Genomic DNA, 26160 nt, shown 5'->3' with positions numbered 1-26160 from the left:
GGCTACTTCTCCCTCGCCGCGATTAAAACGCTTTTATCTCGAACAAAATTTAACCGCGAAAGGTCAACACGCCCTAATCTCATTCAGCAGCAAATACATTAAAGTCGATTGCCCAGTTTAGCCTGTGCCAAATGGTAGCCTCTGTCTATCATCTCTTGTGAACGATCAAACTCTAAGGTGCCACAGGCATTACGTGGGATTTCAAGCGTAATATCGGCAGGATAAGCGGCCAATTTTTGGCGAGCAATGGTCGATTGCATCGCATCAAACGCTTGGTTGGCAATGTCGTAGGCAGCAAAATTGAAGCTCATTTTACTTTTTACACTGCTACCTAGATTATCGATAAAGTGAACAACCTTCTCATGCAGATTGCTCTCTTTTGTCGGTAGGGAAACCGGTATCACTTCCTGTTGAACAATTTCAGGTTCGCCGCCTAAGTTCACAGCAAGAGTAAAGTCTGTCTTATCACCAAAGGTAGGCGCAATCGGTACGGGATTGAGTACCCCGCCATCAATCAGCGCTCCGCCATTAATCACATGAGGAGTGAAGAACAATGGCAAAGAGATAGAAGCGCGAATGGCATCAAACAGAGAGCCTGATTGCAGCCAAACCTCTTTTTCATCGGCGACGTTAGCGGCAACCGCGGTATAAGGGATAGGCAGTTCTTCAATTGAAATCTCACCGATCAATCCACGCAGTGTATCGATGATCTTGTCCCCTTTGAAGATACCACTCGATTGCCATGAAAAATCCAACATCATCGCCATATCCGATTGGTCGATACTGGTGACCCACTCTTCAAATTCATCCAACTTACCCGCCGCATAGACACCACCGATAAGTGCGCCAATTGAACAGCCAGAGATAGATTTTATCTGATAACCATGCTCAATTAACCAACGGATGATTCCAACGTGAACCAAGCCTCTTGCGCCACCACTGCCAAGTACCAATGAGACCGTTTTTGCCATCGTATTAATCCTTTAAATCATGAGTTCTTAAAATAAAAACTATATCACTTCGTGTAACCTTAAGCAGTGTAATGCTTTGAAAACTGACTCAACTGTGTATCTAAATGTATCTGCGAAATAAAAGAGAGGCTGATGATTTGGCCTATGGAAAAATCGTTGTTCGAGCGCAAACAAATATTGAGACATTCTCTGATTTAATTGGCCGCTTTACTCAATTCGCAAAGACTTAAAGCAGCAGACACCCGTGTGATCTTGCTTGACTTTACATTCACTCACCAAAACGGTTTTGAGCTCTATACGGGCTCGACGTAAGCGCGCCTTCACAGCTGGTAGGCTGAGTTGATATTTCTCTGCGTAATCTTTTTGTGCCATGCCGTTGAGGTCACACTGCTCTATCACATCACGTTCTTGATCGGTAAGTTTCACCAGAACCTTGGGAAGGCACCGTTGAAGCTGAACCATCGCTGGGGAAATATCCGTAGGCATCACAAACTCATTAATGTTTACCGAATGTATTTTCCGCCTTAATTGGTCGACAAGGTGGTTTCTGGTCATCTTAAACAGCCATGATTTACCGTCCTGCAATGTACAGAAACGCTCACTATTTGCCATGGCTTTCAGAAACACTTCTTGCATGATGTCTTCCGCTTCGTGCGGATTTTGGGTTTGTTTTAGTAGCCATCCATAAAGACTAGGTTCTGCATGATTCCACGCGTTCATCAAACATTTCATTCTTGAACCTCAATTATTCGTCGCGCGTGCTCATTCACAAGAATTCTGCATGCGCGACGCTCTTTCCTTGCTTTACGCTACAACATTTTCTTTGAGTAAATCGCGAACCAGATCAACAGATGGCACCGACCCCATGTGTTTTAACTCACCATTAATCGCAACACCCGGTGTACTCATGATGCCTGCTTTCATAATGGCTTCTAAACTTGTGACTTTTTCAATGTCGACTTGCTGCCCTAGCTCTTGTGCGACCTCGGCAAACCGTTCTGCTGTGACGACGCAGTTCTTACAACCTGAACCATAAACTTGAATGCTTTTCATATCAGACTCCTGTGAGCATTTGCTCTGCTGTGATTAATAGAAGAAATTAAACAACCAACCCGTGATGGAAATCGCCACCAGCAAGTAACCCGCGATTACACCAAGCAATCGGTATTGCATGACTTGTTTAAGCATCATGAACTCTGGCAAGCTCACTGCGACCGCTCCCATACAAAACGCAAGCGTGGTTCCTAGTGGCATGCCTTTGTCTATCAACGACGCCATGATTGGCACAATGCCCGTCGCGTTGGTGTAAATCGGAATGGCACTGAGTGTCGCGAGTGGCACCGTCCACCACCGGCCGTGTGCGAGGTTTTGCTCGAACCAATCCGCCGGAACAAAACCATGAATAAACGCACCAATACCCACACCAACAAAGACCCAAATCCAAATGCGTTTGAAGATGGTACTGGTCTCGTTCACAGCAAATTCATGGCGCTGTTTAAACGTCATTGGGGTTGATTCAATCGACGTTTGAGGCTGTTCATCTAACTCATTGGCTTTTTGATACGCTTCGGCAAGGAAAGGTTGTAACCAACGGTGGACTTTAAAAGCATCTAAGACAAAGCCTGCAAAAATGCCAAGCGACATACCAATCACAATGTACATGATGGTGAATTTCAGCCCAAGGACACTGCCAAGCATGATGATCACCACCTCATTAATCAGAGGCGACGTAATAAGAAATGCGATGGTCACACCAATAGGAATACGTGCAGAGACAAAGCCCATGAACAGAGGGATAGAACTGCACGAGCAAAACGGTGTAATCGCACCAAATAGCGAACCAAGGAAGTAGCCAACACCGCGGCGCTTACCTTGTAGATATTGGCGAACTTTGTCCACACTCAAACTGGCTCTCAATGTGGAGATAACGTAAATCAACACGACCAATAAGACTAAGATCTTACTGGTGTCTTCAATAAAGAAATGAACACCTTCTGCCATTGAAGTATTGGCTTCCAAGTTGAAAATGGAATACGTCAGCCAGTCGGCAAAGTAGGTAAAAACATCCAACATAGTGGCACCCTCTAAACGATTTACCTCTATCACGTTTGAGGTCGAAAAAGGATGCACACTTTTTAAGATTATTTTTTGGTTTTGATTTTCAGGCTCGATTTCAGAACAGGTTAACGTGGCAGTTCGTTGTTGAAAGTGACTTTGTTGTTCCTGAGATTAATGGCCGACAAATAAACAGACACATACTCTCTACCGAGTCTAATACTAGTCGGCTTGCTCTACGACTAATGTCTAACCGACTGACTCTATTTGTTTTTTTTGGTTTGGTATAAGGTACTAACAACTAAATGTTAATGAATCTTTAACTATAAGTTGACGCATTGTTTGCGCTTCTGCGTGAGTCAACAACGTTTGTTGGAATAACACACCTCAGAGTGTGAACGAAAGGAATCAAAATGAGCACTACTTTAGAGTCCGCACATATACAAACAGAGAAGCCTCAAGCCAATGAGGATGAACTCACCTATGAACAACAACACAAACCAAGCTCAGAGTTTGAATCCCGAGAACAGTATCTAGAGCACGAATTGCAAATCATGTCGCCTAAGCGCTGGCGTCCAAATTTGCCGTTTAAAGATTATCGATTTGAGATAGAAGACACCATACCAGCGATGGCAGCGACCATTGGTAAAGTGGTTATGGTGGGTGCGATTGCAGCCACCTTTGCTGGAGCTCTCGGGTTAAATGAAGATTTTGTTCTAGAAAACGTCCGTTATGAACTCCTCATCGCCTCTGTTTTCATCATCCTTTTCTCTGGTTTTCTATTGCCGACTGCAAACCTCGCAGGTACACACGGTCCACTTATCCCTTTGATTCCGATTGTGGTTGCAGCAGGTGGGCACCCGATGGCGTTTGGCTTATTGATTGGCGCTTTTGGATTACTCTTAGCCATCAGTAAAGGTGGCAGTATGTTAGCCAACCTCACCAGTAAAGGCGTGTGTGGTGGCTTGCTACTCTACCTTGGCTTTGTGGGCACTGCTTCTCAAGTAAAAAAACTGTTCGCTTGGGCTGAAGGAATCGGCATGAGCCACATCGCTTTTGTTGTGATCTTTTGCACCATTATTCTGTACGCGCTATTGGAGCACTTCCGTAAGCGTTGGTTAGCGGTACCTCTTAGCTGCTTGCTGGGTGGTACGATTGCATTTGCCATGGGTGCACCATTCGCTTTCCACACTGAGCCAGGCTTACCTAACATGAACCCTATGTATTGGTGGGGAGAAGATACAGGTTGGATGCTAGGTCTACCGACGATTGAGCACTTCATGGTAGTACTGCCGTTCGCGATTCTTGCGGTAGCGATGTGGTCACCAGACTTCTTAGGGCATCAAGTATTCCAAAAGATCAGCTACCCAGAGCGCACTGAAAAAGTACACATGAACATTGACGACACCATGACCACTGCGTCTATTCGTCAAACGTTTGGTTCTCTGCTTGGTGGTACTAACTTTACGTCTTCATGGGGGACTTACATCGTACCAGCGGCGATTGCTAAACGCCCTATTCCTGCTGGCGCTTTGCTCACGGCTCTGTTCTGTATCATCGCCGCGGTTTGGGGTTACCCGATGGATTTGGCTATCTGGCAACCGGTACTGTGTGTTGCGCTGATTGTTGGGGTATTTGTGCCATTGCTAGAAGCTGGAATGGAAATGACGCGTGAAGGAAAAACCACACAGTCGGCAGCGATTGTTGTATTTTCTTCAGCGCTCGTTAACCCTGCATTTGGTTGGGCTCTCACCATGCTGTTGGACAACTTAGGCTTAGTTGGTTGTAAAGAACGTAGTAGCGAACTGAGCAATATGAGCCGTTGGGTATTACCAGGCATTATGTTTATTGTACTAACAAGTGTAATGGCGTTGGTTGGCCTTCTACCAGGGATTCCAGCGATTATCCCAAGCTTTCGTTAAGCTAGATTAATCGTTAACTTCGCTAGAAATACAAAGGCCTCGTACATGCGAGGCCTTAGTTTTTCTATCAAGGGTTAATAGCCCTACTTCACTGGCTTTAATTCATTCGGGTAATGAAGGTTTGTTCATCATCGACAAAAGCCACGTAATCGCCATGATAGATGAAAACGCGCCCTCTGCCCTCAACGATACACGCCAGTTGTGGGTTCAAATCTTCTTCAAGATCTTTGCTTTGGTACGTGCCAGTATCTGTGATGACGCCACGAAGTGTCGGTAAAAACCCACAGCTGCGCTTGGCTTGATCAATCAGGCTTAATTCACTGCTAATAGAGAAGTAAGACGGGATAGGACCAGCATCTTCGATAAACATCGGTTTTCGTTCTTCAAAAGCTGTAATCACCAGCCAGTCGATGCCGTTCACATGATGGATAAACATTGTTTATAAATACCTAGATTCTCGATAGTTCTGATGCGGGGATTCTATCACTATCAAGTACAGAAAGTGGGAGAAATTGAGTTTCACTCGGAACACAACAAGGCACCGCAATCGCGAGACCTCAGTGTTCTAACGAACCGTTACAGCTACCCTTTAACAACGACAGCACCCTACTTCACTGGCTTCACCGCTTTCGTCACGTTGTATTGAACGGTTCTAGCATCAAAAACTCCCCCTCAAATGAAGTTAAACGATCTCTTTAGATTGACGTCCGAGGGGGAGAACATTCTTTGTCGCTGAACATACAGCTGCACTTTTCACGATCGGTATTCAGTTCCTCCCCTTTCCCATTAGCAACAAGAGATTGGAGATGTAAGCCAAGGGGAGGTTAGGAGGGGATTTTCAGCCGATTCTCATGTGTATCTACCACTTTGATTCGCTCTACAGAACACAAAAGGCCTCGCACACGCGAGGCCTTGTTTTGTCTAAGTTTCAACGAACGATCAACGAAGTAATTGGCGATGGCATAACCAAATTAACTCGAGAGCCATTCATCCAGTACTTTGATGAATTTAGGATTAATGAGATAACCGATGGAAGCATGGGGATTGCTTTTTCCGTTGCGAATATTGAGGTTGTAAATGGGGTGGATATCTTTCATTCCGCCGGGTATCAGACCCAGTTTGAGCATATCCTTGAAGTCATTTTTAATTTTGCTGTCATGAGAGATAAAATCATCTTCTGCCGATATGTTTATCCATTGCTGAATGTTTAAAGGGTACTTCTTCTCATCTTTCAAGCGACTCCCTTTTAGCCTATCTTTTACGTTTTCATCGCCTAACGGTGACCCAAGCGTCAGCAATAAGTTGACCTTCTTGTCCGCACCATAGTCGTATCTATACTCACCGTAATGAGACAGCTTCCATAACACGTCATAACTGATCATCGACCCAAGGCTGTGCGATACAATCATCACGTCGTCCTGATTATCAAGCGCTTCCTTCAGTTCAACCATTAGCCTATGCCTGACATCGCTACCAAAATAGGTATCTTCATTTCAATAATGCGCCATGTCCGGCGCGACCATCGTGATGAGTGACTCTGCCGCACCCAATCGCCCAAATATTGATGAAAAAGTATCTGCTAACGCCTCTTTTAGAAAACCAATTTTAGATACCTTGTTATACGTTGTTTTATTGAACTGGCTTGTCTTGTACTTTTTGAGTTCAGACAGCGCTTGCTGTCGACTTGTAGGGTCTTCCGTTAGTTTCTCTAACAATGTGTTTGATAGTTCACCGTAATAGACAAACCGTTTATCGACATCTTTAAAAGCTTGTAATGAACTTGAGTCTCCACAATCTCGCAGCAAGCCATGTTCTATAGCCTCGTACCAGAGTGCTTGAAGGGGAGCTTTATCGGGCTTTTGAGCGCGACCATGAATGAATATGATTTTCTTAGCCATAGCAGGACGTCCTAAACAGATAGTTAAAATGATTATCAGTAGAAAGCACCACTAGATTCGGTCAGCCCTACTAATCACAGTGATGCTAATTACGTATCTAGGAGTGGTTGATAGAGCATTTATATAACTATGAGGCCGTCGTTTAAGGACCATAAACGAATGAACGATGCGATCATTACTCGCAAATTGAAATGAATGTATCTAGCAAAACCTCCAACTACCAAAAAGGCCTCGCACACGCGAGGCCTTAGTTTTATCTATCACCGATTACATCCACCTTTTAACAACTACAGCGCCCTACTTCACTGACTTAACCGCTTTCATCAACGTTGTGTTGAACGGCTGTCTAAGCTCCAACCGTGAATGAAGATCAGTGCCTTCTCCCCGCTCTCACTTTTGCCATACGCAATTTGCTCACCATCGTGAGATATCGCAATACCGTACTTAACCTTTGAATCATGAGCCATGGCACTAATACTACTAAGCGTCATGAATACCAAGAGTGTGATGTTCAGAACTAAACGTTTCATAGTGTCTCTCTACTTACTTTAGAGGGCCCACCAAAGCGTCCCTCTCATTCAATATAGGCACTATAAAGTGTGAAGTTATAGACAGGTCAAGGGTGAGAACCTAGCGTTGGTCTTGAGAGTGTAACGAGAGCTAGTAACGGGAGATCGAAGAGTAAGAGACAAAAACTAATTGTTCCACTATATTCTGTGATTAAACAACTAAAAATCAAATAATTACCAATTACAAATACAGATGTTGTGGTAAAATCGACAGAGAGTTACATACTTTGGCATTGCTTCATGACAAAAAAAATAAGAAAAAAGAAATATAACAGTAAAAGAAATGTAAAAATAACCAAACTTGATGATGTTCAAAAGGCAACTTTACCAACAATCTGATCTAGCAAAGTTTAGGGAAAACACAATTTCACTACTTAGTAATCCTTTAACCAAAAGATTAGTAACTCCAAATATTACATTTTTCAAAAATAGGTTAAAGAAGTTTGAAACGGTTATCAAATCTCCTTCGATAGAGCATTCTATAATAATGTTAATTGAAGTCCTAAATAATTCTAACGTGAAAGATTATCTTGAACTAAAGTCTCGATTTGAAAAAAGCCTCATGAATTCTGATTACGATTCAGCTTTAAACTGCTTGCAAGAATCCTTTAAAATGCATGGGTTTTCATATTGGTACATTGAGTGCTACTTCGGAATTTGCTCTATCAGAGACGAAAAGGATAAGCCTTATGAGTTATATCAAAGTATATATGACAATTTAAGTGAAGTTGAAGATAGAGACATAAAGTTACTCTTAGAAAAGTCAAGTAAATCAGTTAGTAGTGATAGGTTCTTGATTACGATTAAAAGTATAGTCGACACAATTGAAAAAGACAGCATCGATTCTGACTTAATAAGGTTTCTTTTTGACTTTTCACCCTCAGCAAACTTCGAGGTGGAAAAGATACTTGACTACACATTGAATCTTAATTTGCCTGACATTTATAACTTTACAGTAAGATGTGTTTCATACCTGATTGCTAACGAAAAATATGAGTATCAAAAATACTTCAACGATTTATTGACCTTGTCAGGAATAGAATACAATATATCTTTAGATAGCTTTAATGAAAAGTACAGCGAAGAGTATTTCCAAGTCCTTTCAAAATATTTATCCGGTGACTACAATGAAGCAATCAGATTAATTGAAATTAATCAGTCTTACGATCCTTCAGATTTTAAATTTTATGACTTAATCGTCAAATCTCATATGTTTAATGAAACTAATTTGAAGGGGGATGACCTATCAAGCCATTTTTTAAACTCATGTCTAAATAGTATAAAGTCAGACCAAAATATTGAATTTGCAAATAAGACATTACAACAATTCATGCTTATTGACGGCTTCCAGTATATAAACATAATAAAGAATAAAGATAATTCTTAACTGGCAGATAAAAAAATAAGATAATATATTTCTATCTATACCTATGTTTATGCTTAAGAGGCAACGATAATAATAGAGATTTTTCTGACTTTATGAGCGAATTTAAAAAAAAACAATTCAAAAACTGTTCCATTATTCAGAAGTAATAAATGGCGTTTGGATGAAGCATATAAAAAACAGAACTACTCATTATACATTGAATTATTTAAAGATATAAATTTATTCCCTAAACATATGAGAGGGGAAATATTTGAAAAGTTAGTTTTGTCATACTCAAATTTAGGAATTAATGATAATGCTATAAACTTGATATCCAAATCCATGATCGATATGAATTTAACTTTATCAAAAAACGTCCTTTCCATTGTTAATAGTAAAATAAAAAAAGATTATGATGTAACTAACATTAACACATTAATATACTTAAGTGCATTAAATAAAAACAATATTATTAGAACAAAGCGTCTAGCCTTGGAGTTTGATAAGCATCTAGAGAAAAACAATTATAGTTTTGTAGAAGAGCTTCAACCATCAAGTAATGAAACTCTATATTTCATGCTAAATATCATTACAACAGACCTAATAAAAAAACAGAAAAAGAAATCAAACTCAGATCCTTTAGTTATCAGAGCCAATATATTAAGAACCATAAAGTCAGCTATAGGCCTATCTACGGTTAACGAATTTGAACTTTCTGAGTTAATACGAAAATATGCTCGACAAAAGTTTTTAAAAGAAATAGGTATGGGAAGGCTATTAATACAGAGAGATGATGTAAGGTCCGTAATTATATCTTCTTTATCTGAAAAATTCGATGATATTAAAAAAAGTGTGTCCCATAACTCTCAATTAATTCAAGAGCTTGATATCTCGTCACAAGAAATGAAATGCCACGAATTAGCAAGCGATTTCCTTCTTAAATCTAGAGACATTTATACTATTGAAGACTACGGTATTGAGAACTCGTTAAACATACATTTCAGACATAACAACATTGTTCCTGAGCTTAGAGCTCCATTTGAGCGTTCTCAATTAATATGCATGAAGTTAGCATCTAACTACGTAGACAATACGCATTTCGAGAGTTTATTCTCTATGTCCATAAAAAGAAAAGCATATTTGGAGCTACAAGATAAATTGAAAAAAATGTCGGCTAAAGTTGATAATTATCTAAATGCATTTAAAAACCAACAACTTCATGTTTACGTCAATAGCCTAAAAGATGACGAACGCTTGTTTAAGTACCCAATAAAACGAGAAGATACATTCAACTTCATTTCAATGGTCAATGCTGGTTCTGAGTTGGATGATATGGTCGAGTGGGTATTAGATATCTTTGACCGAAAGACAGCTATTGCACTAGATTTGGGCAAAGGATTTGTATCTAACACGTTATGTAGTGGTCTCGTAGAAATAGTAGAAAAGTTCAAGGCCGATATTGAAGAAAGTTTAAATTTAGAAAAAGGCCACTCATATTTAAGATCTTTAGATGAATGTATCGCAGATATATATTCAACGTGTGGAGAAGTATCTAAGTGGTTTGCAGTTACAGAACACCACAGTGAAGATTCTGCTGTAACAGTTCCTATCGACGAAGCTCTTGAATTTGTAAATCGAACAAACGTGCATAAGTCTATTCTGCTAAAAAGCTCTGAACTGGATCAAACTATACAAATACCTGGTACTTACCTTGTTAGCTTACTACATATTTTTATAATTTTATTTCAGAACGCAGCCAAAAGTACTAACGAAAATTGTAGTATAGAAGTTAGTTGCAAAAGTGATAACGGTACACTAATATTTGAAATATCAAACGTTTATTCTAGTACTGATTCAGAAAAACTACTTGAAATCATAGAAATGATTAAAGACAAGCGATATAGCGTAGGTGCGAGTAAAGAAACAGGAAGTGGCTTGTTTAAGATATGCCGTATTATCCACAGAGACATAAAGAAAGGTGCGGTTATAGACCTAGAGTTAGATGAAGTAAGAAAAAGGTTTAAGTTTATTTTTGGTATAACGATTTAATCTTTGTTGAGGTTAACCATGAACATACTAATTGTTGAAGACAATGAGTCAAAACTTAATAATATTATTGATTTAGTTGTGGATATGAATTGTGATTACACCATTTCCAAGAGCTATCAATCAGCATATCAATTGGTGACCAACAAGATCTTTGATTGGATAATTTTAGATATGACTTTACCTGAGTCTGATGAAGATAAATCTCCTTTAGTTACTCTAGCTGGTTTAGATTTAGTTGAGCAAATGGATTTTGACGACTTACATATCCCTACGGTTATTTTAACAGGATATGATAGGTTTGGTAGATATGATGACTTTGTCAGCTTAAATGAACTTCGTCATGAGTTAAGTGCGGACTTTCCAGAAATAGTAAAAGACGTTGTATATTATAATGGTTATTCCGAAGACTGGAAGATCATAATCAAATCAATATTAGGTGAGAAATGATTGCGGTTTTAGTCGTTGAAGATAGTGATCTAAAGTTTGAAAAAATAAGATCTGCGTTGGAAGATTTTGGAGTTGAAAAAGAGTATATAGATAGAACAATAACTATTGATTGTTCTGAGAAACAATTAGCCGAAAATAAGTATGATTTGGTTATATTAGATATGGTACTGCCTTACTCGCTTTCTGATTCATCAGAAGATAAAGAAGGTGGTTTGTCTATACTCGAAGATATTATCTCTGCAATTAACGGGGATAATGAGCTTCAAATCCCTACCATCACATTAATCCTCAGTGAATTTGAAGATGTATTAAATGAATTTACTGACGCTATTGAAGAGCATCAGGTCTTCTCTTTGATATACGACTCAAGTAGTAGAGATTGGGTTGATAAGCTAGGCAAAGAAGTAAGAAAGCTACAACGAATTGACAAACAAAATTCTCAAAGAAAGTTCGACAAGAATGTTCTTATAACTATTCATGGAATAAGGACAAATAGAAAATGGCAAACTAAATTGGATAACCTTTTAGATTGCACTTATTCTGTCGAATCATATAAATATAATTTCTTTCCCTTACCTAACTTTTTGAGTAAGGATAAGGTAGATAAAGAAATATCCGAGCTTGTTGATTTTTTAGATAAAACAATAAAGAAATACCCAAAGGCAAAATTTAATTTCGTCTCACATAGCTTTGGTACTTATCTGATATATAATGCGTTATCTAGAATTAGTAAAAATATCCCAATAGGTAACATAATATTTGGTGGAAGTGTTTTGAGTCCTTCTGTAAATATATCTAAGCTATATGAAAAACATAATATAGATAACATTGTAAACGATTGTGTTTTAGTCGACATTCCAATCATTGCTGGAGTTTTAACAAATTCTCGCTACTCAAATGCTGGTATCGTAGGAATAAAAGGAAGTGAAAATCAAATAGTAAATAGATACTTTAATGGTGGCCACTCCTCGTATTTTAAAGACAAACGCTTAGAGGAATGGATATATATTTTGAATACCGGAATAATCGAAAATCGTGACGTAAAAAATTTAGGTTTATTTTATGACTTCGATTACCCATTAGTTTCATCTAAAAGATCGTTGCGAATCATAGTACTGTTTATTACTTCAATTTCTATATTCGGATTAGCTTCAGTGATTTTAAACTCTTTGTTTTGATAATCGATTAAAACCTTAAATTTTAATATTTCCTTTGAAAAAAAGGCCTCGCTATGCGAGGCCTTTGGTTTTCTATCTATCAGAAGAAATTAGTCGCGAAGTGCTGCGCCGAATTTCTCTGAGATTGAAGCTACGATAGCATCTACTGAACCAGCGATGTCTGCATCTTCAAGTGTGCGCTCTACAGACTGTAGGCTAAGTGCGATTGCTAGGCTCTTCTTACCTTCTTCAACGCCTTGACCAACGTATACGTCGAACAGTTTAGCGCCTGTTAGGAATTCGCCACCCGCTGCGATACACGCTTCTACGATGTCGCCAGAAGCGACTGCTTCATCAACAACAACGGCGATATCACGACGGTTTGCAGGGAACTTAGATACAGCTACTGCTTCTGGAAGCACGCGAGTGTTGATAGCTGCCCATTCGATTTCGAATACGATAGTACGGCCGTTAAGACCAAACTTACGCTCTAGTTCTGGGTGAACAGTACCAATGATACCCACTTCTTTGCCGTCTACTACGATAGCCGCAGTTTGACCTGGGTGAAGTGCTGGGTGCTTCGCTGCTTTGAAGCTGTATGCGATTTCGTTTGCAGAAAGCTCAAGAACGGCTTCTAGGTCACCTTTAAGATCGAAGAAATCTACAGTGTTAGTTGCAATGTCCCAGTGCTCTTCGCCACGAGTACCAGAGATAACGCCCGCAAGCATCATTTCTTGGCGCATGCCGTTTTCAGCAGTTGCTTCAGGGATGAAACGCAGGCCTGATTCGAATAGACGAACGCGAGACTGTTGACGCTTCTGGTTGTGAACAACTGTGTTTAGCAGACCTTGGATTAGGCCAAGACGCATTGCTGACATATCCGCAGAGATTGGGAATGGCAGGATTAGCGGCTCAACACCAGGTACAACAAGCTTTTGCTGTTCTGGTTCTACGAAGCTGTATGTGATTGCTTCGTGGTAGCCACGGTCTACAAGAAGGTCACGAACGCGCTTAAGCGGTTGGTTAGCTTCTTTGTGGTCATTCATTTTAAGTGCCGCTTTAGGCGCTTGGTTTGGAATGTTATCGTAACCGTAGATACGACCTACTTCTTCAATTAGGTCTTGCTCGATTGCGATATCAAAACGCCAAGATGGAGACGTTGCCGTCCAGCCAGCATCAGTGCTTTCAACTTCACAACCTAGGCGAGTAAGAATTTCCACTACGTCTGTAGATGGGATTTCGTGACCTAGTAGGCTGTCTAGCTTAGCGCGACGTAGAGCAACTACGTTTGCTTTAGGAAGATCAGCTTCAGATTCGCTGCCGTTTACTGGCGCAACTTCGCCACCACAGATTTCAACTAGAAGCTGTGTTGCACGCTCCATTGCTGCTGCTTGAAGTGTTGAATCAACACCACGTTCGAAACGTAGAGAAGAATCAGTGTGAAGACCGCAAGCACGTGCGCGACCACGGATGTGATCCGGTGCGAAGAATGCAGCTTCAAGAAGAACGTCAGTTGTTTCAGTAGTAACACCTGAATCTTGACCGCCAAAGATACCAGCGATTGCTAGTGCTTTGTTTTGGTCAGCGATAACAAGTGTGTTGCTGTTTAGTTCAGCTTCGTTGCCATCTAGAAGTGTTAGCTTTTCGCCCTGCTCTGCTAGACGAACCACGATACCGCCTTCGATCTTAGCTAGATCAAATGCGTGCATTGGTTGGCCTTGCTCTAGCATCACGTAGTTTGTGATGTCTACAACTGGGTCGATTGAACGGATACCACAACGACGCAGTTTTTCTTGCATCCAGATTGGAGATTCCGCTTTCACGTTTACGTTCTTAACCACACGGCCAAGGTAACGTGGACAAGCATCAGTTGCTTTAATTTCAACAGATACTGTGTCTTCAATGCTTGTTGCAACAGCTTCAACTGCTGGCTCTGTAACGTCTGCGCGGTTTAGTACGCCAACTTCACGAGCAAGGCCGCGGATGCTGAAGCAGTCTGCGCGGTTTGCTGTTAGGTCTACGTCGATAGTTACGTCGTTAAGCTCTAGAAGCTCACGTACGTCCATGCCTAGCGTTGTGCCTTCTGGCAGCTCAAGGATGCCGTCAGACTCTACGTCGATACCTAGCTCAGAGAAAGAACAAAGCATGCCGTGCGATGGAACGCCACGTAGTTTTGCTTTCTTGATTTTGAAGTCACCAGGAAGTACTGCGCCAACTGTTGCTACTGCTACAGTCAGGCCAAGACGACAGTTAGATGCACCACAAACGATGTCTAAAAGTTCTTCTTCGCCGATATCAATTTTTGTAACTTGTAGTTTGTCTGCGTCTGGGTGCTGACCGCACTCAACCACTTTACCTACTTTAACGCCGGTGAATTCACCAGCAACAGGTTCTACATCGTCAACTTCCAAACCAGCCATAGTGATTTGGTGAGCTAGCTCTTCGCTGTTAATTGCAGGTTTAACCCACTCGCGTAGCCAAGATTCACTGAATTTCATAGTTTTGACTGCCCCGGATTACTTGAATTGTTTAAGGAAACGAAGGTCGTTCTCGAAGAACGCACGAAGGTCATTTACGCCGTAACGAAGCATCGTTAGACGCTCTACACCCATACCGAATGCAAAACCAGAGTATTTCTCAGGGTCGATGCCAACAGAGCGAAGTACGTTAGGGTGAACCATGCCACAGCCTAGAACTTCTAGCCATTTGCCATCTTTACGTTTCACGTCAACTTCAGCTGAAGGCTCTGTGAACGGGAAGAATGAAGGACGGAAACGCACTTCAACTTCTTCTTCAAAGAAGTTACAAAGGAAATCGTTAAGAATGCCTTTAAGTTGTGCGAAGTTTACGTTCTCATCAACTAACATACCTTCCACTTGGTGGAACATTGGCGTGTGAGTTTGATCGTAGTCGTTACGGTAAACACGACCCGGAGCAATGAAGCGGAATGGCGGTTTGCCGTTTTCCATCGTACGGATTTGAACACCAGAAGTGTGCGTACGTAGCATTAGATCAGGGTTGAAGAAGAAAGTATCGTGATCAGTACGAGCTGGGTGATCGTCTGCGATGTTTAGTGCATCAAAGTTGTGGAATGCATCTTCAATCTCAGGGCCAGACTCAGTGCTAAAGCCAAGCTCACCAAAGAACTGTTCGATACGCTCAACTGTGCGAGTAACTGGGTGAAGACCACCGTTCTCAATGCGACGACCTGGTAGGCTCACATCGATAGTTTCTTCAGCTAGTTTCGCTTCAAGCTCTGCACGTTGTAGTGCGTCTTTGCGAGCTGCGATCGCTTGTTGAACAGCACCTTTCGCTTTGTTGATCTCTTGACCAGCAGTGCGACGCTCTTCAGGTGGAAGTTTACCTAGGCTTTGTAGTTGAAGAGTGAGTTCACCCTTCTTACCTAAATACTGAACTCGCACTTCATCAAGTGCGACTAACGAATCTGCTGTATCAATAGCAGTCGTTGCATTAGCAATGATCTCTTCTAGATGTTGCATCATTTCCTCATCTACCAGTTGGTAGTGTCCGTATCGGATGATTAGTTTTTTTAGATAGCTACACATAGTAATCAAACACGCAACCAATGCCAAATTGAATCGTTAAAAGAGCAAGTTATTGACTAAAAACACGGCAAATTTAACAGGATATTAATGAGGAATAGGAAGAAGTGGAACAAATACCGGTTCCACTTGTTTATTTTAAAGTGAGTCGCACTCAAAAACTAAAGTGAACTAGGTTCTAGAATTAAAGCGAATAGCGCTCAAAAAATAAAGTGAGTAGCGCTCAAAGACTAAAGCGAGCGGTGTTCTAGATCTGAAGTGAACGGTACCCTCGATCTCGAGTGAACCGAGCTCTAAATCTGAATCGAACAAACGCTATTTTTGCCTGCGTTTTTCGCTAAATAAACGGACTCATCGGCGGCTTTAACCAACTCATTCATGGACTCGAATTCTTGGGTTATTTCGGCTACACCGACACTAATACTGCCAATCCAAACTTGATTACTGGTTTCAACCTCTAATTCAGACACTTTCTGTCGAGCGGTTTCCGCTATGTACATCCCACCTTTAAGGTCGGTGTCTGGGCAGATAACCAAGAACTCATCGCCACCTAACCGGCAAACAATATCATCATTACGGAACGTGTTTTTCAGTTCACGCGAGAGGGTTTTTAGCACCAAGTCGCCTGCATCATGACCGCTAGTGTCATTAATGCGCTTGAAGTGGTCGGCATCAATCATAATGCACACTAAAGGCATGCCAAGTTCTTTAGAGTCTTGCCAATGCAGCGCTAACTGTTTAAAAGCACTACGACGGTTATGCAAATTAGTGAGAGAGTCGGTTAATGACAGCTCTTCAAGTCTCTTGTTCGCTCTTTTTAATTCAGCCGTGCGTTCCTCAACTTTATCTTCGAGTAACTGGTTGAAGCGTAACAACTGCTTATTGCGTTCAGAGACTTGTTCAAATAAGCCTTTCAGAGCGGCTAATAAAGGGAGGGTTGACGAGTCTCGCTGCTTTTCTTCTGCCTCAAAGGCTTCTAGGGGTGTTGCGCCCTCTTCTATTGCGGCCATTTGTCGCGCCATGTTTTGATCAATGCCAAGGATGTGATAAGCAAGCCAATGGATCAAGAAATCCAGTAACTGCCGTGCTGACGACTGATCTTCTTCCAAGATGAAGGCTTGCATACTGTAGATATCTCGCATGAATACACGATGCACTTTGATGTGCTCTTCAATGTGTAACTCATACACACCGCAATCCCTCATCAAAGATTCTTCCTCTTTAAAGTGAAATTCGGCATAGCGTGTGAGATCGAGTAAAGCGACGTTAATGTCGTCAATAGAGATAGTATTCTCTGACAACAGGTTTCCGTAGTGGTTGATAAAACCAACAAGATATTGATGCTGTTCATCTACAACACCAATGCCTGTTTCAAAGTTTTTATCCCAATTAAATGAATTCATAAATCCCTTAAGGCCGATACCACCAGCACGATTTACATGCATATTCGGAGGTTATAGATATTCGAAAAAATATAACCATCTTACCTGTGGGTCTATTAGATTGTTTGATCCATTTTATAAAAAGAAGATATTGAACACTCTAAATATAACTCATCTTAAATTTGAGACGCCCCTTTTAACAAGAGCGCCTCACGAAGCTAACACTAGAAATAATATTCCAACGCCATCTCAACAAAATCATCCTTACGAGCGAAGAACAACAAGTCTTCTAGAGTTTCGTTCTCAAACAACCAAGCGTTGAGTCGCCACTTGAGGTTGTTATTGATGCGGCTTGAGGCTTCGAGCTTTGCACTGTAGACATCGCTGTTATCTAAGTCTTGAGTGATGCCTGTAAGCACTTCGGTGCCGTCTTCATCGTTCAAGGCGAAACGGGCACCAAGGAACACATCGTTTTGACCGATGGTTTGAGCGTTGTTACCTCGGCTGTGATACAGGTATTCAGCAATGAAGCCGATGTCCCAATACGATTCAAGCGCCCCAACCCATGTGTATTCAAAGCCTGTCGCGACGCCTGTGTGGTTGTCGTAGCTGTCGCGATAAATGCTTTCCAGCTTCCACAACCAATCGCCAATAATGCCTTGCACATCCAATCCGAAGTGCTGCATTTGCGCGTAATACGGCTTGAGTTCATTGCCCTCTACACGATAATAAGGGTCGCGATTTGTGCCGCCTAAATAGCTTAAACCGACATCCCAATCGCCGTACATTTGGCTATAGCGCAGCGCTACATCAACGTGCTTTTCTTCTCTCGAAGATTCGTAAAGCGCATCGTCCGATACAGGTACAGTCGACCTTAATCGACCGTCTTCCCCTGCAAAGGTACGCTCACGAAAATACGGCAGTAACATGGCATCAATGGTTCCCCAGTCTTTGATTGAGGTAAAGTGCACCATAGGCTGACCCAACTTAGATTCACCATCGACCGATTCAATGGCATCGGTTTGGTTTACCACATCCACCAAGTGCGCCGATTCAGTGACACCCCAGAACACCTTGCCAACACCTGCGCGCAGTTCATAATCGTCCCAATAATTGAGATACAGAGCTTCACGAACGTCGCCATGGGTGCGCTCATCATCTTCACTGTCTAGACGGTAAAACGGCGTGAAGGTAACGCTGCCATTGCCCTCTTGTTGCTCCCAATAAAACTCTGGTTGCAACACCAGTGAGCTTTGCCCTTTATCTTGCCCTTGCAAGCCGTTGCTAAAGAACTGCCTGTGTTCGAGGTTAACCTGCCCTGCGAGTTCCGGGGTGACCTGTTCTACGAACTCAGAGCTAAATCCAGCCGCCACACATGGTAACGACACCTGCATAAGCCCGACTGTCGCCGCCAAGGTTAAAGATAACTGCGTTCCTGTTAACACAATCCTTTTCATATTCTTGCCTTACTTTGCACGTTTCAGTGTGTTTTTCTGGAAATCTTTGTCCTTAAGACCGGTTTGGAACGCTAACTCTGTCGTGGTTAATACCGTACTTTTGCCTGTTTGATGGTTTTGCATCGACATGGTGTGTGCGCGCCAGTATTGGTTTAGGTATTGTTTATAGTCTTGGAATGACAGGGTTTTTAGTAATGCGCCTTTTCGGTCGTAAAACTCCACTTGAACGGGGCGGTAATATTGTTGGTCTAGCCATACTTTCTGCATGGTGTAGCCAGAGTTTTTGTCGGTCGGTACTTGCTCTAAAACAAAGGTATCGACACCTTCTATTTTGGCGTCTTCAATGTAGTTGAAGGTGTACTTTTCTAGCTCAAACGAGCTTAAGTCTTCGTAAGCAAATTCACTGCCCATAAACGGGCCCGATTTGTTGCGTGAAGAGATGCGCTTTACACGTTTAAGAGCAGGTAAATACAACCATTGGTCATCCGATTTAGAGATGTGTGAATGGTTTAAGAAAGCCGTGCCTTTTACGTCACGTGGCTCATCAAAAATGGTCAGCCCTTTGTCGCCATCGTCATCCACTTCTAACGACTTCAATCGCATTAGACGTGAGCTGCTTTCGCCCTGTTTGTTGCGAAGTAGCATCTCCATGGTCGCGACAGAATCGCCCCACCCCATATCCACGGCTTTGCGTTGCTCGGCAATTTCTAGGCCTTTCGCAGGGTCTGCTAATGCAGGGAAAGCCGCGAATGCGCCTACTGTTAACGTGCCGACGGTTAATGAGCTGACGGAAAGTAATGTGGTAACGAATGATTGTTTAGCGCTTTTCATAAATTTCTCCTTGAGTCAGCCCACCGCAGCAGGCTGACGATTCCTTATTTAGTCGAAGTAGACAGTTCGCCAGTCGAGCTAGGCTGTGGCTTGGTGTCAGGCTTTGATTCGTGCTGACGTTTATCTGCATAGTGAGTCTGTTTGTCGAAGATCATCAGTAAGCTCGGTAACAAGATGAAGTCGACTACTAGCGCAATGAAAATCACAATCGCACTGAGTAAGCCCATGTCGGAATTGAGTCTAAAGCTCGACATCGCCAGTACAGAGAAACCAGCCACAAGCACGACCGTGGTGATCCACAGTGCGCGGCCAACAGTGTGGAAGGCGTAACGAACGGCTTCTTCTGCTGATTTCCCTTCCATTCTGGCGCGTTGGTATTTACTCAAAAAGTGCACTGCATCATCGACAACGATACCCAGTGTGAGCGTGACCACGACTGACAAACCTAGGTTGATTTCACCAGAGATCAGCGCCCATAAACCAAAGCCGATAATTGCCGGGGCAATGTTTGGCACTAGGCTGATGATGCCTAAGCGAACCGAGCGCAGTGCGAAGATCATCAAGCCAGAGATAAGCACTAAGGTAATAGGCAGAGTTGATAGCATGCTCGCCATGTTGGTTTCGCCAATGTGAGCAAACATCAGTGATGGGCTCGATGCGACCACTTCATACTGAGGTGCATTAGCCGCAAACCATGAGTAGATGCGCTCTTCGAGTTCAACCAATTCCACACTGCCTAGGTTGTCCACCGTCAGCACCATTTTGATCGATGATTTATCGACGTTGATTTGGTTGTTCAAGTCCAAACCGTATGGCAGAGACATTTCGTAAAGCAGTAAGTATTGCGCGGCGAGTTCACGGTTAAGTGGCAGTTGGTAGTAACTGTCGTCATCGCCATGCATGTTCTTATTCAAACGCATGTAAACATCGGAAAGCGTGGCCACGTGGTCGGTTTCTGGTTGTACGCGTAGCCAATCAGTAAAGTCACCAATCGCTTGCAAGAACGCAGAATCAGCTATCGCTTGAGACTCGTTGGTTTTCACCGCAATACTGATGGTCGTCATGCCGCTTACCGTCTCTTCCATGAAATCGGCTGCTTGTCTGAATTCGCTTGAGGTATCGAAATACTTCACCGATTCATCATTCACTTTATTCAATGGAATTAACGCGGCAGCGCCAACAATCACTAAGGTAGAAATCGGCAGCAGTGCTTTACGGTTGGTTACGACAAAATCACCGAGTTTATCCATGAAGGTGACTTTGTCTGCCGCCTTAGGATTGGTAGATAGGCGTTTAACTGGCAGCAGTTTTAACAATGCAGGCAACATAGTTACAGATAGGAAACATGCGATAAGTACGCCTAGTGCCGACAAGTTACCGAAATCACGCAGTACTGGAGAGTCCGACATGTTCATCATCAAGAAACCAATCGCAGTAGTCACTGAGGTGATCAGAATCGGCATCGCATTAAGCTTAATGCTGTATTGAATGGCTTGTGCTTTCTCCATCCCGCGCTGCATGGCTTGTCTCATTGTCACAATCACGTGAACACAATCGGCAACGGCAAGGGTTAATACCAAGGTTGGAACATTAACCGTCGCGGTGCTGAGGAACATCCCTGCCCAGCCAGACAAACCCATGGTGGCGACAATCGAAGAGATAATCACAACTAAGGTAGCCACCACACTAAAGAACGAGCGCAACATAAAGGTGAGGAACACCAACACCACCAACAGCATTAACGGCACGAGTGTTGAGCTGTCTTCTTGGGCCGACATCATAAACGCGTTGTTCATAGCAATGATGCCCGCTTTATGGAATTCGACATTCGGGTAATCGGCTTGGTACTTGGTGATCATAGTATTGATGGCCGCGATCACTTCTTGCACTTCGGCGGTTTTATCCACTTCAGGTAATTGCACGGTGACATTAACAATGGTCACGTCACCAGAGGCTGACACCAATGCGTTTTTAAGCAGAGGTTCGTTGAGCGCGATCTGTTTTACTTTGGCGATTCGCTCTGGTGTGTGCTCATATTCTTCGTACAGCAAGTCTTCCACCAAGAGGTCGTCTTCAACCGCTTCGGTATGCTGATAATTGGCAAGCGAATCGACACGGCTTGAGTACGGGATCTGCCACGCATCGACCGTGAGGTTTTGAATTAAGGTAAGGGTTTCTGAGGTGAAGACATTGCCATCTTCAGGTGCAACAACAATCGCGAGGTTGTCGGTTTTTGCAAAGGTAGTTTGGATCTCGTCAAACGCCATCAACTGTTTGTTGGTGCCTTCAAAGAAAATGTTGTAGTCCCCTCTAAAGTAGAGGTTCTTCGCCCCAAAAGCAGAGAGCATGATGATTGAAAAAACCACCAGCAGAACGATAAACGAACGCTTGGTCGGTATTGAGTGCCAACTTTTATTTAGATCCCCGTTTACGCTATCGACATTACGGTTATCTCGATTTTGGTGATCGAAAGCGGGCTTCTGGCTGTCATGTTCCATCACAGTCTCCATTTGTGACGATTCGTCATTGTTGTATCTTAAAAAGCCAGCCGAAGCTGACAAAAGACACAATTCTTAGTCATATACTCAAGAAAACCAAAACCACACTAGGCAAACTTAAGTTTATGACGAATCGTCACTAATGGTTATTAATAAACCCACACGAGTGGGCTTAATGGAAGATTATCGACCTACTGACTCTAGGTAAGCGACTTCTTCACTGAACAGTTCTTGTTCTACACGGCGCCAAGTTTTGCGGTAATCCCAATCGCTAGAAAGGGGCTGCCAATTTAGGCCGTCTAGTAGCATGTTCGCGTTGTGTAATACTGAATACGGGTCTTGTAACCGCTTAATACAATGGCTGTTTGATGCGTTCTGTGACAAAGCATTTGAACCAAATGCGATTGACCAGTTAGCAAACACGATGGCATCTGAACCCACACCAGAAGAGAACTTAAGGTCACCGGCTTCTACTGCTCGGTTTACCATTGAATCGGCTTGTTCAATCACCAACTCTTCCAGTTCATTCATCTCGGTTACACGTGCACTAGACGCTTTCTCTAGTACCCACGGGCTTTTCGCCATGATCGCACAGGTTGATAGTACCGGTTCCATGCGAGCATAGATTCGGTAAGCAACGTGCAGTGCGACAATCTTTTCACGTGTGTTGCCTTCAAACTCTCCAGAACGAGCAAACATCAATGCCTCGGTCTTTAAAGAGTGAATACACAAGGCTAAAACCACGTCTTCTTTGCTGCAAAAGTGATTGTATATCGTACCTTTAGAATAAGAACTTGCTGCCGTTAGCCTATCCATCGTGAGGTTTCCGAACCCTTGTTCTCGAACCAGATCTTTTGCTAACAACATCAATTCTACTTCTCGGTCTGCTATAGACTGCTGCTTTTTAGACAACACGCCTTTGCAACCAAAGATACCTTGTTTATCGCCTTTACAACCAAAGCCAAACATAATTTCTCAGTCCGTATTTGAGCTTAGCTATCATCTAAGCTTCGCCAGTATTTAAAACGCTCCTATCCAATATATTAACACGAATAGTAAATTCATGTAGTTAACCATTTTGTGACGCTTCGTCATTTCTGACTTATCGTCATAATAGCGCAAATATTGATCATATCAAGGTGTTTCATAAAATTAAATTCACGTTATGAATAGATGAGAAAACCATCAATAATCACATCGCGTTACTCACCAGCCTGCCGTCATTAACTGGCATAGCATCAGTAACCAACATAAGATCAATAACCAACGCAACATCACTAACCAACGCAGGAAGAAGCGCCTTAGTTTGGCGAAACCAATACAAGCCCATTACGCTGTCTTCATCTAAATAGAGCATGATGGTTTAGGACAGTCAGCTATTCGAGCCGAATGGAGGGGTACGTAAACCACGAGAATGAGTGAGTTCAGGTTCACTTTTTGGTGCAGACCTCTCCTTATGGTTAATATTTGGCTTACTAATGCCGTTTTCTACTAAGTTGCTATAAATTAGGTAAGGGGTGACTTACAATAGTGACAACGACTTACCTTTTTTGAGAACACGATATTGAGCGCCAAATATTCTTATTTAGCTTGGCAAGTGAATACTTCTAGCCCAGCAGAAAAGCTTGTTTTATTGATGCTTGCAGACGGTGCTGACGAATTCGGCTACACCAATGTGTGCTTACAAACAGCAGGTCAACTTTGTGCTCTCTCTACGTTTGGTTTAGCCGACTGCCTTAAGTGTTTAGTCGACCAAGGTTTTCTCGATAAGGTAAAAGTAGATTATCGAGATCAAAAAGAGATTCACGTTTTCAAAATGCTCATTGAGCAAGAGCAAGCTACGGCGCGCGTTGAGGTTCAACCGACCAACAGTATTCCTGTCTACTCTACTGCACCTGCACCTGCACCTGCACCTGCACCTGCACCTGCACCCAAGTTTCAGCCTGCTCCGGTACCGATGCAACACATGCAGCATGCCCCTCGCCCACAAGGCCGAGGCTCAATGAACAGCAACACCGTATCTACTCATGATCTCAACGAAGAAGAGATACCATCATGGGCAGAACGTGCGTTTAAATTCTCCGGTTTGACCGGTGACCATAGTTTAGTATGGAAGAAATTTGTCCTCTGGTATAAAGCCAAAGCCAATGAATTAATGCCACTATCTCGGATTGAATCCAAGCTGCAGTACTGGCTAGTTAACGAGAAGCAAAATGAAAGACAACAACAGCAGAAGACCTCTCAATATTCAGGAAATGCAGGACAAGCTCAAGGAAATGGGTATCGACAAAAGCTTAGCCCATCTGAACGCTTCAGGCAGCAGCTCATTCAAAAAGGCAAAAAGCCAACCTTCTGAGCCCGCTTCACCTGTTGTTCCTGACTCTACAGGCTCAGTAGTACCTGAAGTTATTGAAGCACAGAGCACTGAAGTAGCGACACCCAATGCTGCCAGCACGGGTTCGTCTCAACAAGTGCCTGTTGTTGACCAAGATCCCGCTGAGTTGGAGCTGACAGATTGGTGTATCCATGTTTTCGGTTCTTTTTTGAGCGTGTACGAAACTCAGTGGGAATACCAATACGGTAGTGAGCCAAGCGGAAAGTTTCTTGAGTTTGCCCACTCTGTTGACTCAGACGGCCTTAACCGCGTGCTAATGCACTGTCATGAGCGTATTCAACTAGGCAACAGTTGGCCGCCGCAAATGGGTGAGCTTTGGATTCTAAAGGATTCATTAACAGAAGAAGAGCTGCTTGATAGCCGCATTCGTGTGTTGTCACGCACAGCTGTTAACAACATTGAAAAGTGGCTTATCCAAAACAAGCTGTACGACTTGAAACGCACCGCTGAAAACAAGCTTGATGGCCTGTTTAAGAAGTACTATTTGGAAGCAAAACGTTTAGATGAGAAAGGCATGCTAGAAACTGAATTACCGCAGTTCCTTCTTGCTGCTAACTCCGTAAAGAACCTGAACGATTTAAAACGTGAAGAGTACGAAAGCCAACACGGCAAAGCGATTAACCCAAGAATTCAGAAAATTCTAAACAGTAAAAAGTAGCCTTCTACGGTCTACGGTCAAAAAATACCGTCAAGATTACCCGGTCAATAGATACAAAAAAGCCAGCTATCAAGCTGGCATTTTTTATGAGTTTTTATACCAATCACAGTAAGTAAATGATCATAAATAGCGCCGGAAAAAGGCTTGAGAACAAGGCAGCAATTTTTGATAAGTAGTTATTCTACAATCAAAATTTCTAACGAAGTTATCGAGCGTTTTAACTAGCTAGGATGAACAGTTATTTACTACGATTGGTATTATAAACCCATCAAACAATTATCCGACCGCCATTTACGATCGCCTTACTGATTAATTACAGTAGGTGGATAGTTGCGTTTAGAGAGAAAACGCCTGAGTCGTCATCTTTCATGTTGAAGTTTTGGTAGCTAGCGCCTACAGATAGTGGGCCAAAGATGAAGTATTCTGCGCCTACACCGTACATGATATCAACTTCGTCTTGCTTGAAGCCGTTCGCTTTAAGCTCGTAAGAGTGAAGACCACCCTTCGCGTATACGTGAAGAGGACCAAAATCGATGCTTGGTTTGATTGCTAGGTAAGTTGTGCTTGCGTCTAGTTTAGTCAGTGTTTGGTTGCCGTATTTAACACTGTCGAAAGAACCTAGATCCCAGTAACCCGCTTCAACACCAATAAATGGAAGGATGCCCGTACCCACGTGGATACCCATCGCTGTCTCTTCTTGATTACCTAATGAATTTTGACCGCCCATTGCGCCGCCGTACAACCAAGAATCAGCCATCGCTGTTGAAGATGCACCTAGCAGTGCTAGAGCCAATAACGTTTTTTTCATATTCGACCTTTTTCGTCCTGTTGGCAGGCCTTGCGTGGTAATGAATTGCCACCAAGTCGCCCTGTATGTAATAACTATTCAGTTAAATGACCTCCGGCGGAGCCGGAGGCTTATTGGGTGACGCCCTCTAAGGG

General features: G+C 42.6%; 22 protein-coding genes and 1 pseudogene. 7 read left to right on the top strand and 16 right to left on the bottom strand.

Annotated features, from left to right (window positions below):
• Positions 1–98: 98 nt before the first annotated feature.
• From AB6C75_RS17250 to AB6C75_RS17235, 4 genes are all read right to left on the bottom strand, one after another.
• Complete coding sequence (locus AB6C75_RS17250) at positions 99–971, bottom strand: patatin-like phospholipase family protein (RefSeq protein ID WP_372108388.1); 873 nt, start codon at positions 969–971, stop codon at positions 99–101.
• Positions 972–1178: 207 nt separating this feature from the next.
• Entirely contained in the window at positions 1179–1691 is a 513-nt protein-coding gene (locus tag AB6C75_RS17245; RefSeq protein ID WP_372108386.1) for a sigma-70 family RNA polymerase sigma factor, read from the bottom strand.
• Positions 1692–1775: 84 nt separating this feature from the next.
• Positions 1776–2024 carry a thioredoxin family protein gene (locus AB6C75_RS17240; RefSeq protein ID WP_372108384.1) on the bottom strand — a complete coding sequence of 83 codons (249 nt, stop codon included), beginning with the start codon at positions 2022–2024 and terminating at the stop codon, positions 1776–1778.
• Between the two features lie 33 nt (positions 2025–2057).
• Entirely contained in the window at positions 2058–3044 is a 987-nt protein-coding gene (locus AB6C75_RS17235) for a permease (RefSeq protein ID WP_372108382.1), read from the bottom strand.
• A 395-nt stretch (positions 3045–3439) separates the two neighbouring features.
• Here AB6C75_RS17235 and AB6C75_RS17230 point away from each other — a divergent pair, with 395 nt between their 5' ends.
• Positions 3440–4948, top strand: coding sequence for a DUF3360 domain-containing protein (locus tag AB6C75_RS17230; protein ID WP_050646784.1), 1509 nt, complete (start codon positions 3440–3442; stop codon positions 4946–4948).
• A 97-nt stretch (positions 4949–5045) separates the two neighbouring features.
• Here the strand turns inward: AB6C75_RS17230 and AB6C75_RS17225 are convergent, their stop codons facing one another.
• From AB6C75_RS17225 to AB6C75_RS17215, 3 genes and pseudogenes are all read right to left on the bottom strand, one after another.
• The gene (locus AB6C75_RS17225; protein ID WP_372108380.1) at positions 5046–5384 is read right to left on the bottom strand and encodes a cytosolic protein; all 339 of its coding nucleotides are present in this window, start codon (positions 5382–5384) and stop codon (positions 5046–5048) included.
• A gap of 535 nt (positions 5385–5919) precedes the next feature.
• Positions 5920–6846 (bottom strand): annotated as a pseudogene (locus AB6C75_RS17220) (hypothetical protein).
• Between the two features lie 323 nt (positions 6847–7169).
• Positions 7170–7376 carry a hypothetical protein gene (locus AB6C75_RS17215; RefSeq protein WP_371727629.1) on the bottom strand — a complete coding sequence of 69 codons (207 nt, stop codon included), beginning with the start codon at positions 7374–7376 and terminating at the stop codon, positions 7170–7172.
• Between the two features lie 340 nt (positions 7377–7716).
• Between AB6C75_RS17215 and AB6C75_RS17210 the strand changes: the two genes are divergently transcribed.
• The 4 genes from AB6C75_RS17210 (at position 7717) to AB6C75_RS17195 (ending at position 12455) form a co-directional block, all read left to right on the top strand.
• Positions 7717–8802, top strand: coding sequence for a hypothetical protein (locus tag AB6C75_RS17210; RefSeq protein WP_372108378.1), 1086 nt, complete (start codon positions 7717–7719; stop codon positions 8800–8802).
• Positions 8803–8958: 156 nt separating this feature from the next.
• Positions 8959–10830 carry a hypothetical protein gene (locus tag AB6C75_RS17205; RefSeq protein WP_372108376.1) on the top strand — a complete coding sequence of 624 codons (1872 nt, stop codon included), beginning with the start codon at positions 8959–8961 and terminating at the stop codon, positions 10828–10830.
• An 18-nt stretch (positions 10831–10848) separates the two neighbouring features.
• Complete coding sequence (locus AB6C75_RS17200; protein ID WP_372108375.1) at positions 10849–11277, top strand: response regulator; 429 nt, start codon at positions 10849–10851, stop codon at positions 11275–11277.
• Positions 11274–12455 carry a hypothetical protein gene (locus tag AB6C75_RS17195; protein ID WP_372108374.1) on the top strand — a complete coding sequence of 394 codons (1182 nt, stop codon included), beginning with the start codon at positions 11274–11276 and terminating at the stop codon, positions 12453–12455. Before AB6C75_RS17200 ends, AB6C75_RS17195 begins: the two co-directional genes overlap by 4 nt.
• Before the next feature lie 89 nt (positions 12456–12544).
• Here the strand turns inward: AB6C75_RS17195 and pheT are convergent, their stop codons facing one another.
• The 8 genes from pheT to AB6C75_RS17155 all read right to left on the bottom strand — a co-directional run bounded on the left by pheT (position 12545) and on the right by AB6C75_RS17155 (position 23522).
• Positions 12545–14932, bottom strand: coding sequence for a phenylalanine--tRNA ligase subunit beta (gene pheT / locus AB6C75_RS17190; protein WP_372108372.1), 2388 nt, complete (start codon positions 14930–14932; stop codon positions 12545–12547).
• Between the two features lie 18 nt (positions 14933–14950).
• The gene (gene pheS, locus AB6C75_RS17185) at positions 14951–15934 is read right to left on the bottom strand and encodes a phenylalanine--tRNA ligase subunit alpha (protein WP_004734764.1); all 984 of its coding nucleotides are present in this window, start codon (positions 15932–15934) and stop codon (positions 14951–14953) included.
• 356 nt (positions 15935–16290) lie between these two features.
• The gene (locus AB6C75_RS17180) at positions 16291–17400 is read right to left on the bottom strand and encodes a GGDEF domain-containing protein (protein ID WP_372108370.1); all 1110 of its coding nucleotides are present in this window, start codon (positions 17398–17400) and stop codon (positions 16291–16293) included.
• Positions 17401–17603: 203 nt separating this feature from the next.
• The gene (locus AB6C75_RS17175) at positions 17604–18836 is read right to left on the bottom strand and encodes a hypothetical protein (RefSeq protein WP_372108369.1); all 1233 of its coding nucleotides are present in this window, start codon (positions 18834–18836) and stop codon (positions 17604–17606) included.
• Between the two features lie 9 nt (positions 18837–18845).
• On the bottom strand, positions 18846–19667 hold the full coding sequence (locus AB6C75_RS17170) for an outer membrane lipoprotein-sorting protein (RefSeq protein ID WP_372108367.1): 822 nt from the start codon (positions 19665–19667) through the stop codon (positions 18846–18848).
• A 44-nt stretch (positions 19668–19711) separates the two neighbouring features.
• A complete protein-coding gene (locus AB6C75_RS17165; RefSeq protein ID WP_372108365.1) occupies positions 19712–22228 on the bottom strand; it encodes an RND family transporter in 2517 nt (838 codons plus the stop codon).
• Between the two features lie 120 nt (positions 22229–22348).
• Positions 22349–23134 (bottom strand): TetR/AcrR family transcriptional regulator, encoded by a 786-nt coding sequence (locus AB6C75_RS17160; RefSeq protein ID WP_009847004.1) that lies wholly within the window; start codon positions 23132–23134, stop codon positions 22349–22351.
• Positions 23135–23357: 223 nt separating this feature from the next.
• Positions 23358–23522 carry a hypothetical protein gene (locus AB6C75_RS17155; protein ID WP_372108364.1) on the bottom strand — a complete coding sequence of 55 codons (165 nt, stop codon included), beginning with the start codon at positions 23520–23522 and terminating at the stop codon, positions 23358–23360.
• 207 nt (positions 23523–23729) lie between these two features.
• Here AB6C75_RS17155 and AB6C75_RS17150 point away from each other — a divergent pair, with 207 nt between their 5' ends.
• Both AB6C75_RS17150 and AB6C75_RS17145 read left to right on the top strand, forming a co-directional pair.
• Positions 23730–24521: a hypothetical protein gene (locus AB6C75_RS17150; RefSeq protein ID WP_372108362.1), complete on the top strand. Its 792-nt coding sequence runs from the start codon at positions 23730–23732 to the stop codon at positions 24519–24521.
• Complete coding sequence (locus AB6C75_RS17145) at positions 24442–25218, top strand: hypothetical protein (protein WP_009847007.1); 777 nt, start codon at positions 24442–24444, stop codon at positions 25216–25218. The genes AB6C75_RS17150 and AB6C75_RS17145 overlap by 80 nt, the downstream gene beginning before the upstream one ends.
• Before the next feature lie 313 nt (positions 25219–25531).
• Here AB6C75_RS17145 and AB6C75_RS17140 read toward each other — a convergent pair whose 3' ends face one another.
• The gene (locus AB6C75_RS17140) at positions 25532–26026 is read right to left on the bottom strand and encodes an outer membrane beta-barrel protein (RefSeq protein WP_009847008.1); all 495 of its coding nucleotides are present in this window, start codon (positions 26024–26026) and stop codon (positions 25532–25534) included.
• Positions 26027–26160: the final 134 nt, after the last annotated feature.

It is taken from the genome of Vibrio sp. 10N.237.312.B06, from assembly GCF_041464685.1.
GTDB classification, from domain to species: domain Bacteria; phylum Pseudomonadota; class Gammaproteobacteria; order Enterobacterales; family Vibrionaceae; genus Vibrio; species Vibrio tasmaniensis_A.
The sequence above is the reverse complement of the archived record's forward strand: the minus strand, read 5'-3'. Positions and strand labels throughout refer to the sequence as shown.

Bases quoted from the DNA above. Each gene is read 5' to 3' on its own strand.
- AB6C75_RS17250 (WP_372108388.1), bottom strand. From the start codon at position 971: ATGGCAAAAACGGTCTCATTGGTACTTGGCAGTGGTGGCGCAAGAGGC.
- AB6C75_RS17245 (WP_372108386.1), bottom strand. From the start codon at position 1,691: ATGAACGCGTGGAATCATGCAGAACCTAGTCTTTATGGATGGCTACTA.
- AB6C75_RS17240 (WP_372108384.1), bottom strand. From the start codon at position 2,024: ATGAAAAGCATTCAAGTTTATGGTTCAGGTTGTAAGAACTGCGTCGTC.
- AB6C75_RS17235 (WP_372108382.1), bottom strand. From the start codon at position 3,044: ATGTTGGATGTTTTTACCTACTTTGCCGACTGGCTGACGTATTCCATT.
- AB6C75_RS17230 (WP_050646784.1), top strand. From the start codon at position 3,440: ATGAGCACTACTTTAGAGTCCGCACATATACAAACAGAGAAGCCTCAA.
- AB6C75_RS17225 (WP_372108380.1), bottom strand. From the start codon at position 5,384: ATGTTTATCCATCATGTGAACGGCATCGACTGGCTGGTGATTACAGCT.
- AB6C75_RS17215 (WP_371727629.1), bottom strand. From the start codon at position 7,376: ATGAAACGTTTAGTTCTGAACATCACACTCTTGGTATTCATGACGCTT.
- AB6C75_RS17200 (WP_372108375.1), top strand. From the start codon at position 10,849: ATGAACATACTAATTGTTGAAGACAATGAGTCAAAACTTAATAATATT.
- AB6C75_RS17195 (WP_372108374.1), top strand. From the start codon at position 11,274: ATGATTGCGGTTTTAGTCGTTGAAGATAGTGATCTAAAGTTTGAAAAA.
- pheT (WP_372108372.1), bottom strand. From the start codon at position 14,932: ATGAAATTCAGTGAATCTTGGCTACGCGAGTGGGTTAAACCTGCAATT.
- pheS (WP_004734764.1), bottom strand. From the start codon at position 15,934: ATGCAACATCTAGAAGAGATCATTGCTAATGCAACGACTGCTATTGAT.
- AB6C75_RS17180 (WP_372108370.1), bottom strand. From the start codon at position 17,400: ATGAATTCATTTAATTGGGATAAAAACTTTGAAACAGGCATTGGTGTT.
- AB6C75_RS17175 (WP_372108369.1), bottom strand. From the start codon at position 18,836: ATGAAAAGGATTGTGTTAACAGGAACGCAGTTATCTTTAACCTTGGCG.
- AB6C75_RS17170 (WP_372108367.1), bottom strand. From the start codon at position 19,667: ATGAAAAGCGCTAAACAATCATTCGTTACCACATTACTTTCCGTCAGC.
- AB6C75_RS17160 (WP_009847004.1), bottom strand. From the start codon at position 23,134: ATGTTTGGCTTTGGTTGTAAAGGCGATAAACAAGGTATCTTTGGTTGC.
- AB6C75_RS17155 (WP_372108364.1), bottom strand. From the start codon at position 23,522: ATGCTCTATTTAGATGAAGACAGCGTAATGGGCTTGTATTGGTTTCGC.
- AB6C75_RS17145 (WP_009847007.1), top strand. From the start codon at position 24,442: ATGGGTATCGACAAAAGCTTAGCCCATCTGAACGCTTCAGGCAGCAGC.
- AB6C75_RS17140 (WP_009847008.1), bottom strand. From the start codon at position 26,026: ATGAAAAAAACGTTATTGGCTCTAGCACTGCTAGGTGCATCTTCAACA.